Below are 15,523 nucleotides of genomic sequence, written 5' to 3'. Positions count from 1 at the left end.
ACAAGCAGGTGCTATACCGGATACTACCGGCACGATGAATCAACGCGAAGAATTACAGATGCTGCAGACAGCACGCTCTATCAACCAATCTTCGCTGCGCATGAATCGCCTTACACGTGTGCCGAAAGTAAATGCATTTCTCGACCTGGGCTCACAGGCGAGCGACTGGAAAGTAAATCATGACTCACGCTATTACCTCGTAGGGGTGCAATTATCATTGCCGTTGTTCCAGGGCTTTCGCAACGCTATGAATATACGCCAGAGCAAACTGGAGATACAGAAAACAGAATTTAATCTTCAGAATACCACCAAACAACTTCAACTGTCAGTATCAGTAGCGCGCAACGATTTGCATACGACTATACGGAATTACTCTGCATCGCAGGAGCAATTGAAATCAGCACAAAGCTATTTCAACCTGATCGATAAAGGATACCAGCAAGGTGTAAACACATTGATCGAGTTTCTGGATGCACGCAATCAATTAACCGCGTCTCAACTGCAGCAAAGTCTGCGATTGTTCGAGATGCTTACAGCCGAAGCCAGGCTTGAACGCGAAACAGCTTCTTATCCACTTTAATCAACCAAAACATTTATAACTCCATAACCGTATGAAAAAATTCACCCAACACTTTACGATAACAGTACTGGTGCTCGCAGCGCTCATGCTTCTGTTGCAGGCATGTACCGACAGCAAAGGAAAGACAGCAGGCATTCCACCCGCAACGGATCCTATACCTGTAAAAGTAGTATCACTCGAAAAGAGCTCAGCACTCAGTGCCATTAAAGCTTCCGGACAATTAACAACGGATGATGAAACTGTATTGTCTTTCAAAATTACCGGTGTAGTAAATACTGTATTGGTAAAAGAAGGCGATCGCGTTAAGAAAGGACAGTTGCTTGCTACCTTGAATCTCACCGAGATAAATGCACAGGTATCGCAGGCACGTCATAACTATGAAAAGACACAACGCGATTTTCAACGGGTTACCAATCTGTATAAAGACAGCGTAGCCACGCTCGAACAATTACAAAATACCGAAACAGCTTTAGCTGTAGCCAAAGAACAATTACAGGCCGCTACCTTTAACCGCAGTTTTGCCGAGATACACGCACCGGAAAGCGGGTATGTACTACACAAATTTGTAAATGCCGGGCAAGTAGTAAGCAGCGGCAATCCTATACTTACTACCAACGGTGCCGCACAAGGTAAATGGGTATTGAAAGTAAGCGTGAGCGATAAACAGTGGAGCACAGTAAATTTACAGGATGCTGCAACGGTACAGGTAGACGCATTCCCGAACAAAACATTTCAGGCAACTGTAATACGCAAGTCAGAAACATCCGATGTACAGACCGGTACATTTACCATAGAGCTGCAACTGAAAACTGAAGGCGTAAAACTGGCCACCGGTATGTTTGCACAGGCAACGATCCAATCCGGTAAATCGGTTTCATCATGGAGTATACCGTATGAAGCGGTGCTTGATGCCAACGACAATGAAGGGTTTGTCTTTGTAACTTCCGACAAGAAGACCGCGCACAAACAGCCGGTGATCATCGAATCGTTCAACGGTGAGACTATACGCATCAGCAAAGGACTTGAAAATGCCGATGCCCTGATCATTGCCGGAAGCGCTTATCTCTCGGATAATTCTCCTATCACCATCAAGCCTTAATTGTTATGAAGATTTCAGAATATGCAGTAAAGAACTACCAGTTTACGCTGGTGATGTTTCTCATGGCGGTAGCGTTGGGTATAACTACACTGTTCACCATGCCCCGCAGCGAAGACCCTGAAGTAGAGTCGCCTCAATATGCGATCATCGTAGTATATCCCGGCACAAGTCCGAAAGATATGGAAGAGCTCGTGGTTGATCCTATAGAAGAAAAGATCAACGAGCTGGAAGATATGAAACGCATTCGCACCAACATTAGCGATGGTCTGGCAGTATTTCGTGTAGAGTATAAATATGAAAGTGATCCGGACGAAAAATACCAGGAGCTTGTGCGCGAGATCAACAGCCTTCGTCCGGAATTACCGAGCGACATTTATAGTCTCGAGATCAATAAATTTCAACCATCCGATGTAAACGTAATACAGGTGGCATTGATTTCTGAAAATGCTTCGCGTACAAAACTGAAATACTATGCTGAAGATCTGCAAGACGAACTGGAACGTATACCACTGCTCAAGAATGTAGAAGTACAGGGTCTTCCTGAACAGATTGTGCGCATCGAGCTTCGCCTCGAGAAGATTGCACAAATGCATATACCATTGGATGCTATCATCGGAAGTTTGCAAAGCGAAATGGCTAACATACCCGGAGGTAGTGTGGAGGCCGGTTCCAAATCGTTCAGTATAAAAACCAGTGGTAACTATAAATCGCTGGAAGAAATTCAGAATACCATTGTATACTCTGCCAACAATAAGAACATACTGCTGAAAGATGTAGCGGATGCCTATACAACATTTGATGAAACAAAACACATCACTCGCCTGAATGGACATCGCTGTGTATTTGTAGTAGCGGCTCAAAAGCCGGGACTCAATATTACCAACACACAAAAAGTATATAAGCCTGTGCTGGAATCTTTCGCTGCCAAATTACCCGCGAATATAGATATGGTTCACCACTTCGATCAGGCCGATAATGTAAATGGTCGTCTCTCAGGTTTAGGGAAAGATTTTCTGATCGCCATTTTGTTAGTGTCTATTACACTGCTGCCCTTAGGCTGGCGTGCTGCTACGGTGGTAATGATTTCTATACCGCTATCATTGGCAATAGGCCTGGTGTTGTTGAATATGTTTGGCATCAGTCTGAATCAGTTGAGCATTGTAGGGTTAGTGGTAGCATTGGGATTGCTGGTAGACGATAGTATAGTAGTAGTAGAAAATATAGAGCGTTGGATGCGCGAAGGACATTCACGTCTCGATGCAACGCTGAAGGCTACACGCCAGATTGGTTTGGCTGTAGTAGGCTGTACAGTAACACTCATTATCGCTTTTATGCCACTGGTATTTTTACCCGAAGGTGCCGGTGATTTTATCCGCGGTTTACCACTGGCCGTTATCATGGCAGTGTTGGCTTCCATGGTAGTATCGATTACGGTAATTCCTTTCCTCTCCAGCAGAATATTAAAAACACATGAGCATGGCGAAGGCAACATATTTCTGCGCGTGTTGCAGAAGATGATTCATAGCAGCTATGCACGTTTATTGGATAAAGCCTTGAAGTATCCGATCGTAACAACGATTGTGGCGGGCTTGATCTTCTTTGGTTCCATGCAGTTGTTCCCGGTAATTGGTTTTGCACTGTTCCCGGCTTCAGAGAAACCACAATTTGTTATCAACACCATTACACCTTTACAAACGAATTTGGAACACACCGATTCTGTTTCGCACTATGTAGAAAAAGTAGTGAGCAAAATACCGGAAGTACAATACTATGCATCCAACGTGGGTAAAGGAAATCCGAGAGTATACTATAACGTAACACAGGAGAATGAGCGCACAGACTTTGCACAGACTTTTGTACAGCTCGATGAGCACACCTCGCCTGATAAAAAACTGGAGATCATCAACAAACTGCGCGAAGAGTTTCAGCAATATGCAGGTGCCAAAATTGAAGTCAAGAATTTTGAACAAGGTCCTCCGGTAGTGGCACCGGTAGAGGTACGGTTGTTGGGTGATAACCTCGATACTTTGCGTGCACTGGCAAGCCGTATAGAAACCATGATGCAGCATACCGAAGGTACACTCTACGTGAACAACCCGGTAAGCAATTTGAAAAGCGATATGCGTGTGGTGATCAACCAGGATAAAGCGCGTATGACTGGTATAAACACTGTAGATATAGATCGCACCATTCGCCTGGCTGTAGCGGGACTCAACGTAGGTAATTTCTCGGATGTGGAAGGTGAAGACTATGATATATACCTCACCACACCCAAGCAGGAGAGAGCTACACTTGCTTCATTGGATAATCTTTTTGTGAACACCCGTCAGGGAGCTTCCGTGCCATTGGATCAGATCGCCTCACTGAAACTGGAATCATCCCCGCTCAGCATCAATCACTATAACAAGATCAGAATGGTGTCGATATCATCTTTCGTAAAGAAAGGATACCTGAGCGATGTCGTGATCAAAGATATAGTTACCAAAATGGAAGCCATGAAACTTCCGCAGGGCTATAGCTATATGATGGGAGGCGATGTAGAAGCCAGCAACGAATCGTTTGGCGGACTCGGCACTGTAATCATTGTAACCGTGTTCATGTTCGTAGCCGTACTCATTCTCATGTTCAAAACATTCAAGAGTATGCTCATCGTGTTGAGTGTAATTCCACTCGGTATAGTAGGTGCATTATTGGCACTGCTTATCACCGGTAATCCACTGTCGTTCGTAGCGATCATCGGGTTGATCGCGCTGGCCGGTGTAGAAGTAAAGAATTCTATTTTGCTGGTTGATTTTACCAATCAGCTTCGTCAGCAAGGCAAGTCGGTAGAGGAGGCTATACGCGAAGCCGGTGAAGTACGCTTCCTGCCAATCGTGCTCACATCACTTACAGCCATTGGAGGTTTGTTGCCGATAGCACTTTCTACTAATCCGTTGATAGCACCGTTGGCCATCGTGCTCATTGGAGGATTGATCAGTTCTACACTGCTCTCCCGCATTGTAACACCTGTGGTATATAAACTCATCCCACCCAGTATCTGATTTAAGATATATAGTTTTCAGGGGTTGCAGGCGAGGTATCGAAAGGTATCTTGCCTGTTTTTTTTTGAACCGTTATCCGTTAATCGTTAACCGTTATAAGTTCTGCGGCCACAGATTTTTAATTAACGATTAATGATTAACAGAGCCCTGCCACCTCCCTTGCAGAAAAGCAGGAATAGTTGTAAATCATTACAAAATAAAAATAGACATGACAGCAAAGAGCAAAAAACTTCAGGGACAGGTGGCCATTGTTACAGGAGCAAGCTCTGGTATAGGAGCCGGTGTAGCCAAAGCATTGGCAGCCGATGGAGCCAGCGTTGTTGTAAATTATTCCAGCAGTCCCGATAAAGCAGAAGAAGTTTTAGAATCAATAAAACAGGAGGGAGGCGAAGGCTTTATTTACAAGGCAGACGTAAGTCAGGAAGCAGACGTAAAGCAGATGTTTCGGGAAACCATCAGTCGCTATGGCACCGTAGATATACTCGTTAATAATGCCGGGTTGCAACGCGATGCTAAATTTCACGAGATGTCGCTTGAGCAATGGAATCATGTTATCGGCATCAACCTTACAGGGCAGTTTCTCTGTGCGCGCGAGGCCGTCCAGGAATTTATCCGCAGAGGTATTGTGCCTGAGCGTTCTGCATCGGCTGGTAAAATTATCTGCATGAGTTCCGTCCACGAAGTTATACCCTGGGCAGGTCATGCCAACTATGCAGCATCGAAAGGTGGTGTAATGATGCTGATGAAGACTATAGCACAGGAGTATGCACCGCTCAAGATCCGTGTGAACAGTATTGGCCCCGGAGCGATACGCACACCTATCAATTATGCGGCATGGCAAACACCGCAGGCGTATGAACAATTATTGAAACTTATACCGGCCAAACGTATTGGCGAAGCAGAAGATATAGGGAAGGCAGCGGTATGGCTGGCTTCCGATGATGCCGAGTATGTGAACGGCATTACCTTGTTTGTAGACGGAGGTATGCTGCTATATCCCGGCTTTGAAGACAACGGTTGATTTTTTTATATATACCTTTCATCAATTGAATTACACTTTTGCGGATACCCCGTCCGTTGAATATTAAAATTTTTTATTTGTATGAGTTCGGAGAAAGTACGATTGCAGGAAGACCAGGACAAAACAAAGAGCTGGAAGAAATTTGGTCCTTATCTTACAGAGCGCCAATGGGCCACGGTGCGTGAAGACTATACCGCGAATGGAGATGCATGGGGATGCATCTCGCACGAAGATGCGCGAAGCAAAGCATATCGCTGGGGAGAAGAAGGTATAGGAGGGATCAGCGATGATGAACAGTTGCTGTGCTTTTCGCTGGCGCTTTGGAACAAGAAAGATTCTATGTTGAAAGAGCGCCTCTTTGGTCTTACCAGCAAAGAAGGCAACCACGCAGAAGATTGTAAAGAGCATTACTACTATCTCGACAGTACGCCAACACACTCGTACATGAAGATGCTCTATAAATATCCGCAGGCAGCATTTCCCTATCAGCAGTTACGCGATGAAAATGCAAAGCGAACGCGTAATGACCCGGAGTTCGAGTTGATGGACACCGGTATATTTGATGAACATAAATACTTTGATGTATTTATAGAGTACGCCAAAGCCGATACGGAAGATATACTCATCCGCATCACTGTGCGCAACATGGGGCCGGAGCAGGCTTTCCTGCACATACTGCCGCAGCTATGGTTTCGCAATACATGGAGCTGGAATAAAAATGCACGTAAGCCTGAAATGTACCTCGATGATACCGGTATCATCCAGATCAATCATCCTGAACTGGGGCGCTTCTATCTTTTTGCAGAAGAAAAATGTACAACACTATTTTGCGAGAACGAAACCAACACCGCGCGTCTCTATAATTTTCCTTCTTCGGGCACCTTTAAAGATGGTATTCACGAACATCTGATCAATGGAAAGAAAGAAGCGATCAATCGCTTTCCGCGCGGAACAAAAGCTGCATTGAACTATAATGCTACGATCGACTCCGGAAAAACAGTAGTGATACAGTTGCGACTGGTGCGGGAGTTCAAAACAAAACCGTTTGGTGATTTCCAGGCGATCATGAACAAACGCATTGCTGAAGCGAATGAGTTCTATGCCGAGATACAACATAACATCCAGGACGAAGACCGAAAAAATATACAGCGCCAGGCATTTGCCGGTATGCTATGGAGTAAACAATTTTATTACTACGATGTAACCAAGTGGTTGAATGGCGACCCCGGTCAACCACCACCACCGGCACAACGCAAGAAAGGAAGAAACCACGAGTGGCCTCACCTGAACAATGGCGATATAATTTCGATGCCGGATAAGTGGGAGTATCCGTGGTATGCCGCGTGGGATCTCGCCTTCCATACTATACCTTTTGCATTGGTCGATGCCGAGTTTGCCAAACATCAATTGCTCTTACTCACGAAGGAGTGGTATATGCATCCGAACGGACAACTGCCAGCGTATGAGTGGTCGTTCAGTGATGTTAATCCACCAGTACATGCCTGGGCAACCTATCGAGTATATAAGATTGATGAGAAGCAGCGTGGAGGTAAAGGAGATCGTAAATTTCTCGAAGAAGTATTTCATAAACTGCTATTGAATTTTACGTGGTGGGTAAACAAAAAAGATCACGGTGGCAATAACATTTTCCAGGGAGGATTCCTCGGGATGGATAATATTGGTGTGTTTGATCGCAGTGCACCGCTGGCACCGGGAGAATTTATAGAACAGTCGGACGGTACAAGCTGGATGGCCATGTTTACCTTGAACATGCTGCGTCTGTCATTGGAGCTTGCCAAAGAAAACCCAACGTATCAAAGCCTCTCGACTAAATTCTTTGAGCACTTCCTATATATAGCAGGTGCCATGACCAACATTGGTAACGAAGGTATTAATCTGTGGGATGAGGAAGACGAATTTTTCTACGATGTATTGCAGACTTCTGACAATCGAAGTATTCGCATGAAAGTTCGTTCGATGGTAGGATTGATTCCACTCTTCGCAGTAGAAATATTGGATGAAGAAGTATTCGAATCAAATCCGGAATTTACCGAGCGACTGGAATGGTTCCTGAAATATAGGCCTGATCTTGCCAACCTCATTTCTCGCTGGGTAGACAAAGGAAGAAAGCAACGACACTTGCTCTCGTTACTGCGCGGGCATCGTATGAAACGTATACTGAAACGCATGCTTGATGAAACAGAATTTCTGTCACCGTATGGTGTGCGTGCATTGTCCAAAGTATATGAAGAAGTGCCGTTCCGCTTTCAGACCAATGGAAGTGAATTTACCGTGAAATATACTCCGGGCGAAAGTGATTCGGGTATGTTTGGCGGTAACTCCAACTGGCGTGGCCCTATATGGTTCCCGGTAAATTATTTGTTGATCGAATCATTGCAACGCTTCTATCAATACTACGGAGAAGATTTTAAAATAGAACATCCTACCGGCTCCGGACAAATGCGAACGCTGATGGAGATAGCCGATGATCTTTCAGAACGTTTAATAAAAATATTTACCAAAGACAGTGAAGGTAAGCGACCGGTATTCCGTCATCATCCTCCGGTGCAGAACACACCTGAGTTTAACAACTATATATTCTTTTACGAATACTTCCATGGCGACAATGGGAGAGGAGTGGGAGCTACGCATCAAACCGGTTGGACAGGTTTGGTTGCCAAGCTTATTCAGCCACGCAATCCCTAGTTGATCCGTTGGTTTCCCGCAGAAAGTGTAAAGCGCAAAGTTAAGAGTGTGTATTTATACTTTCTGCCTTCCTACTTTAAACTTTCTGTTTCTACTCTTTCTACTTCGATATTCGTTAATCGATGTTCCTTGTTTGATATTCAATACAAGCTCAAAGCACAAAGTGTAAAGCTTAAAGCAAGAGTAGTGCATTATACTTTCCGCTTTTAGCTTTCTATTTTATTTGTTACAACTTACAGGCTACACGCAGAAGTAAATTACCATACACTATAAATGAAAAAACCGATAACATCCCGTCTGGAGTTATCGGCTTTTAATCCTAACCTGCCTACCTGTAGGCAATAGATGGCTCGAATATAAAAAAATATATATAGCAATACACTGCTTGCTAACTATTTTCATGAATTTAATTTTCGCGTACCCCTTCCGTGGTATATAATTCTTGAATGATGTTTAACCACTTGAAGTTTACTGTAGAAAAAAGGATACAAGCTATGTTTAGACACGCTTGTAAAAATTCGTGCCAACGTGTTGATGCTATAGTTATAGATGAATATATATACTTGTGGAGCATGATGCGTAAAGTGTAAAGCTGAAAGTAAAAATTATCCGTTATTCGTTAAACGTTAACTGTATAAAGAGTGCCTTTTAGTTCGACATTCGTTAATCAGTGTTCCTTGTTCGACATTCAGTTTCTATTAACAGTTATTCGTTACACGTTAACTGTATAAAGAGTGTCTTTTACTTCAACATTCATTAATCGATATTCCTTTGTTCGATATTCATTAACTGCGGCTGCATTTATACTTTCAACTTTACGCCCATTGCTCCTGCCTCATTGCTAATAGAAAATCTATTCGAAGCAATTCAGGGTAGCCTATGCTGCCATTCGTCACAGAGGCAGAGATAATAATTATAACTTTTTAGTAGATTAAGCCGCTGGTTAATGCCGGCACATTTAAAGTATATCGCGTAACCCAACCTGCTTCATGAAAAATAGAATGCTTGCCTTGTGCAACCTGATACTGGCACTGCTGATTATTACACCAGCTTTCAGCCAGAAGAAACCTGATCTCTATAGTAAAACATTCATCGTGAATCAGATGCGTCACGTGTGCGACTGGCAACTGAGCAACCCGGTAACGATTAACGAGAAGAATGAAAACGACTGGGCGCGGGCAGCTTTTTATACCGGTGTAATGGCCACTTATCAAACAACACAGGATCAAAAATATCTGGATGCTGCTATAAAATGGTCGGAGTCTTTCGACTGGAAACTAGCCAGGCGCCTGCGTCATGCAGACGACCATGCGAAGGGCCAAACCTATCTCGAGATCTATGCTATCAAAAAGGATCCGAAGATGATCGAGGACATACGCAATACATTTGATACACTCATTGCTACACCCAACCCCGGCCGAGAAGACTGGTGGTGGTGCGATGCACTCTTTATGGCACCTCCTGTATTGGCGCGATTGGCTGCTGCCACTGGCGATCAACGCTATATCGATTTTCTGAACACGATGTTCTGGGATACATACGATTTTCTTTACGACAAAGAAGAGCACCTGTTCTATCGCGACAAGAGCTACTTCGATAAGAAAACTCCCAGCGGTAAAAAAACTTTCTGGGCACGCGGCAACGGTTGGGTTATGGCCGGAACCGTTCGTGTATTGCAATATCTGCCGAAAGACAATCCGAAGTACAGCCAGTACGTTGCGTTGTTAAAAGAGATGGCTGCGTCTGTAAAAAAGATACAACAGGAAGATGGCTTGTGGAGACCAAGCTTGCTGGACCCTGCCGAAGTGCCGCATCCTGAAACAAGTGGTTCATCATTCTTCTGCTATGCTATTACCTGGGGAATCAACAACGGTATATTGGATAAGAAAGAGTATTTACCGGTAGTGAAAAAAGCATGGCAAGGTTTGAATAACTATGTAACATCCGAAGGCAGGCTGCAATGGGTGCAACCTATAGGAGCTGCGCCTGATAAAGTAACGATCGATAATTACCAGGAGTATGGATCAGGAGCATTCCTGCTGGCCGGCAGTGAATTGTGCAAGCTGAAGTAAATTTCAGAAAATAGATCGCAGGTGATGATCAGAAGAAATTTCATCAAAGGACTTTCCTTGTTCGGTATAGCCGGTGCTGCACCGTATACCCGGTCCGTTGTATCACAACGGACACCCGCTATACCGAACGATCGCGACTATTGGATAAAAACCATTTCAAAGATTGTATCACCGGTGTTAACGGCATTGAGTCAACAGAAGTTGAAAGCAACCATGCCGGTAGAAACATCGGCCGGTGCACAAAGCCGGCAACAGGTATCACATCTCGAAGCGCTTGGTCGAAGTCTTACCGGTATAGCACCGTGGCTCGAACTCGGAGAAGATACAACTGCCGAGGGAAAAGAGCGGAAGAAATTTATAGACCTCGCAGTATCGTCTATACGAAATGCAGTAACGCCTTCGTCACCCGACTATATGAATTTTACGGAGGGAGCACAGCCATTGGTCGATGCTGCATTTCTTGCGCATGCGTTGATACGCGCACCACGACAGCTATGGCGCAACCTGGATGCAACAACACAAAAGCATTTGGTTACTGCGTTGGAATCAACACGCGTTATTACCCCTTACTATAGCAACTGGCTCCTGTTTACTGCCATGATCGAAGCAGCGTTGCTGAAATTTACCGGACACTACGATGCAGTTCGCATAGACTATGCGTTGAAGCAACACGAAGCCTGGTATAAAGGAGATGGGATATATGGCGATGGCCCTGATTTTCATTACGACTACTATAACAGTTATGTTATTCAACCGATGATGCTCGACATCGTGCGCACTATATACCAGGAGAAGGGAGCGATGAAAGATATACTTCCTGTGGTAGAGAAACGTGCTGTTCGTTATGCTGCTATACAGGAACGGTTGATCTCACCGGAAGGTACATTTCCCCCGGTAGGCCGGTCGTTGGCATATCGCTGTGGAGCCTTTCAGTTGCTGGCACAAGTTGCTTTGCAAAAAATATTACCGGCTGCGTTGCCACCTGCACAAGTGCGTGCTGCTTTAACCGCGGTGATGAAACGCAGCATGGAAGCGCCCGGTACATTTGATAAAGCCGGCTGGCTTACCATCGGCTTTGCCGGACATCAGCCTGAAGTGGGTGAACACTATATTTCCACCGGCAGCCTGTACCTATGCAGCGCAGCATTTCTTCCACTTGGATTACCGGAGTCTGACGAATTTTGGTCAGGCACTGCCGTAGATTGGACCAGCAAACGCGCCTATAGCGGTCAAAACTTTCCAATTGATAAGGCAATCTGACATGCCATAATTATTCGCGCAGTTTGATTTTGAAGAACCGGATACTTGACACAACTTGCGCCCCTTAAAAAAAGCGCAGCGATGGGAGAGATTTCCTGTGGAATAGATTTCGGTACTTCCAATTCAAGTGTAGCGATTACCGATCGCGATACCGTTAACCTTGTTCCGGTAGAGGGAACACACGTGACGATACCCAGCGCTATCTTTTTTGATCAGGCCACCAACAAGTCGCACTACGGGCGCGAAGCGGTGAGTTTGTTTTTTGAACGCGAGGCCGGCCGCTTCATGCGCAGTCTCAAGCGCGTACTCGGCACATCGCTGATGAAACAGGGAACAATCGTCAATGGCAAGTTGATGAAGTTCGAGCACATCATTGCCTCTTTTCTGCGCAACCTCAAAACAAAAGCCGATCACTATAGCGGCACCGAGATATACAATGTCGTGATGGGCCGCCCGGTTCACTTTGTGGATAATGATCCTGATGCTGACACGCGCGCAGAACAGGAATTGAAAAGTATAGCACAGAGTGTAGGCTTTAAGAATATATCTTTCCAGTTCGAACCGATAGCAGCCGCCTTTGCGCACGAAGTAAAACTTACCGGTGAGAAGCTCGCGATTGTTGCCGACCTCGGAGGCGGTACATCTGACTTTACGGTGATTCGCCTCTCCAACCACGCCATCAATAAAGCCGATCGCACATCCGATATACTGGCCAACACCGGTGTTCGCATTGGCGGAAATGATTTTGATAAAGAATTGAGCCTCGCGGCCATCATGCCGGAGATAGGGTATAAAAGTACATACGGTGAAAAAAATCTGGAAGTACCATTAAAGCCTTATCACGATCTGGCCGAGTGGAGTAAAGTAAATTTCTTATATACTCCCAAGATCATTACGCAAATGCGACAGTTGCTGAACAGCTCGCACGATCGCAAGCGATTCAACCGGCTCTTGCAGGTATTGGAGCAGGAGCGGGGCCATGCTATACTGGCAGCGGCAGAAGAAACCAAGATCGCACTTACCTCGCAGGATATATACCATACACCTTTCGGATTTTTAGAAGAAGGTTTATCGATACCTATAGGACGCGCGCAGTTCGAAGCCTCTATTCGCGAAGATGTACAGAAGATCCTGCAGTCTGTTACACACTGTTTGCAACAGGCACAAGTAACCCGTGAAGATATAAACCTCGTAATTCTCACCGGAGGGTCCACCGAAGTACCGCTCATACAAGCCGAGTTCAAAAAACTATTCCCCAATGCCGCGATAGCCGGAGAGAACAAGCTCTCGAGTGTAGGCCTGGGGTTGGCGTATGATAGTAAGAAGAAATTTTGAATAGCTGCAAGCTTCAGGCTGCCAGCTTTCAGATGTGCGAGCAAGGGAACATAGTGTGCCCCTATATCTGCATTCATCTGTGAAATCTGTGGAAATAATTTTTGCATTCCTCTGCGTAAATCCCGATAGCTATCGTGATCTGCAGGAAACAAAAGGCTCGCAACTGTTTTCACGACCATCCTGTATATTCCCGAGACAAAAACTATTACCTGTAGGCAATCAATCTGCCTCGATTAGCGTTACTTTACAATTAAGAAATATTATCCGAAAGTATATGCGTGTATTTCATTTTCCATCCACCCGCTGGATGCTGGGGTTGATGATGATAGTGCTGCTGGCTACGTGTAAGGATGAAGATGAAGTAACTCCATCGACAACTACCAGCACTGATAACTCGTACGTAGATAACTGGATATTGGAGAACATGAAGTTCTGGTATTACTGGAATGATAAAATTCCATCTTCACCGGATCTTACGCTGGGACCCGAAGATTTTTTCAGTTCACTGCTATACTCTGCCGATCGCTTCTCATGGATACAGGAAAATTACCAGGACCTTCTTAACTCGCTGCAAGGCGTAAGTAAAGAAGCGGGTTATGAATATGTACTATACCGCGAGAGTTCTTCCAATGATCACGTTATCGCGCAGATCGTGTATGTAAAACCTTCATCACCGGCAGCAACTGCCGGGCTGAAACGTGGTGATGTAATTACCTACATCAACGATACACAGATGACGATCTCCAACTATCAGTCTCTACTCGCAGCAACTACTTCCGATTATACTATTCACTATCGTCCGCTGAATTTAGATAAGGAACAGTTTGATAGTGAGAAGACACTATCGCTCTCGGTGGTAGAATACCAGGAAGATCCGAACTTTCTGCACAGTACTATTACCTCCGGCAATCATACCATCGGGTATTATGTTTATAATTTTTTTGCTACCGGTGCCGATTCCCAGAGTACAACGTACGATGATGAGATGGAATCTGTGTTTGCTGATTTCAAAGCGAAGGGTATAACAGACCTTGTGCTCGACCTGCGCTATAACAGCGGTGGTTCAGAAACATCGGCCAACAATCTCGCCAGTCTTATCGGTACAGGGGTTACCAGCAGCAGTGTATTTCTGAAACGTGAGTATAATGATTCCGTACAGACTGAGATCATCAACGATCCTACATTGGGAGAATCGTATCTCACCGCACACTTTACGTCCAAGACATCCAACGTAGGGTCTATACTGCAGGGCAGCAAAGTATATGTACTCACCAGCGGTCGCACGGCTTCAGCCAGTGAACTGGTGATCAATGCGCTGAAACCCTATATGCAGGTATATATCATTGGTGATACAACGTATGGTAAAAATGTAGGCTCTATATCGCTTTATGAGGAGAATGATGCCAAAAACACCTGGGGCATGCAGCCCATTGTTTTGAAAGTATATAATGCACTCGGGCAATCAGACTATGCCAATGGTTTTGTTCCTGATTTATATGATGGTGATAACAGTATGCTGCTATATCCGCTGGGCGATGTGCGCGAAACGTTGCTGAGTGAAGCGATCGGGCAAATTACCGGTACCTCTACGATTGGCCGGCAGGAGCAACATGAACGAAAGACTATACTGGGTACATCGATCGAACGCAAGCCGCGCAGCTTTAGCCTCGTAGCCGATGGTCTTGATTTTCGAAAGGTGATGTCGAATTAAATATTCCTTCGTGATATATAGGGATGGGATGCTGAACAGGTATCCCATTTTTATTTGGTAAGGGTTGTCCGTAACTTTGTGCTCCACCGAAAAGTTATCACGAACCATGCAGGAGCATGTACAACTGAAGCTGACCGATGAGCTGTCGGCTGCTGTAACAAGTCAGGATGCTGCACGAACGCAGGAGTTGCGGGCATTTCTGTATGCACATCTGACTTCCGTGCAAAAAATGGTAGAAGGATATTGGTATGCACGCAAAGGAAAAGTAGAGCGCTTGCAGGTAGAGGAGAGCAGTCTGCACTTTAATACTTCCTCTGATGGAGTATTTCTTGTGCGCTACCATGTTTCTTTTTTCTTTGCATGCGATGACATCACAGCCGATACTGCAGAAACGATGTGGTGTACTTTTTCGCTTGATCTGAAGAGAGGTATGGCAGTGTTGCAGGGAGAAAATCAGCCGGAGCGATCTGTTGAAGAATTTTGAACAACGCTATATATTCTGACTTCATGATAAAAAAAGCCACGCTTGTATATGCCGGTATATTTCTGGCAGTATTATCGATTCGCGCACAATCAACAACTGATAATAAGAAGAAGACTTCCGGTAATCCTGTTTTCCCGGGGTGGTATGCCGACCCGGAAGCGGTGATCTTTGGTAAAGAGTATTGGATATACCCAACCTATTCCGATCGTTATGA

General features: G+C 45.0%; 10 protein-coding genes and 1 pseudogene. All 11 read left to right on the top strand.

What is annotated here, in order from left to right:
* Positions 1–580: TolC family protein (locus VIN08_RS02085; protein ID WP_331959473.1), on the top strand; the 580-nt coding region annotated here is incomplete at its 5' end.
* A 31-nt stretch (positions 581–611) separates the two neighbouring features.
* Complete coding sequence (locus VIN08_RS02080; RefSeq protein WP_331959470.1) at positions 612–1,679, top strand: efflux RND transporter periplasmic adaptor subunit; 1,068 nt, start codon at positions 612–614, stop codon at positions 1,677–1,679.
* A gap of 5 nt (positions 1,680–1,684) precedes the next feature.
* Positions 1,685–4,720: an efflux RND transporter permease subunit gene (locus VIN08_RS02075; protein ID WP_331959467.1), complete on the top strand. Its 3,036-nt coding sequence runs from the start codon at positions 1,685–1,687 to the stop codon at positions 4,718–4,720.
* A gap of 208 nt (positions 4,721–4,928) precedes the next feature.
* Positions 4,929–5,741 carry an SDR family oxidoreductase gene (locus VIN08_RS02070; RefSeq protein WP_331959464.1) on the top strand — a complete coding sequence of 271 codons (813 nt, stop codon included), beginning with the start codon at positions 4,929–4,931 and terminating at the stop codon, positions 5,739–5,741.
* A gap of 81 nt (positions 5,742–5,822) precedes the next feature.
* Entirely contained in the window at positions 5,823–8,447 is a 2,625-nt protein-coding gene (locus tag VIN08_RS02065; RefSeq protein WP_331959461.1) for an MGH1-like glycoside hydrolase domain-containing protein, read from the top strand.
* A 989-nt stretch (positions 8,448–9,436) separates the two neighbouring features.
* The gene (locus VIN08_RS02060; RefSeq protein ID WP_331959458.1) at positions 9,437–10,519 is read left to right on the top strand and encodes a glycoside hydrolase family 88 protein; all 1,083 of its coding nucleotides are present in this window, start codon (positions 9,437–9,439) and stop codon (positions 10,517–10,519) included.
* Positions 10,520–10,543: 24 nt separating this feature from the next.
* Positions 10,544–11,779, top strand: a complete 1,236-nt coding sequence (locus VIN08_RS02055) for a DUF2264 domain-containing protein (RefSeq protein ID WP_331959456.1) — start codon at positions 10,544–10,546, stop codon at positions 11,777–11,779.
* Positions 11,780–11,860: 81 nt separating this feature from the next.
* Positions 11,861–13,114 (top strand): Hsp70 family protein, encoded by a 1,254-nt coding sequence (locus VIN08_RS02050; protein ID WP_331959453.1) that lies wholly within the window; start codon positions 11,861–11,863, stop codon positions 13,112–13,114.
* A gap of 88 nt (positions 13,115–13,202) precedes the next feature.
* Entirely contained in the window at positions 13,203–14,825 is a 1,623-nt protein-coding gene (locus tag VIN08_RS02045) for a S41 family peptidase (RefSeq protein ID WP_331959450.1), read from the top strand.
* Positions 14,826–14,931: 106 nt separating this feature from the next.
* Positions 14,932–15,309, top strand: coding sequence for a hypothetical protein (locus VIN08_RS02040; protein ID WP_331959447.1), 378 nt, complete (start codon positions 14,932–14,934; stop codon positions 15,307–15,309).
* Positions 15,310–15,332: 23 nt separating this feature from the next.
* Positions 15,333–15,523, top strand: a pseudogene (locus VIN08_RS02035) (arabinan endo-1,5-alpha-L-arabinosidase); the annotation flags it as partial.

The organism is Ohtaekwangia sp. (assembly GCF_036568665.1).
GTDB lineage: Bacteria > Bacteroidota > Bacteroidia > Cytophagales > Cyclobacteriaceae > Ohtaekwangia.
The sequence above is the reverse complement of the archived record's forward strand: the minus strand, read 5'-3'. Positions and strand labels throughout refer to the sequence as shown.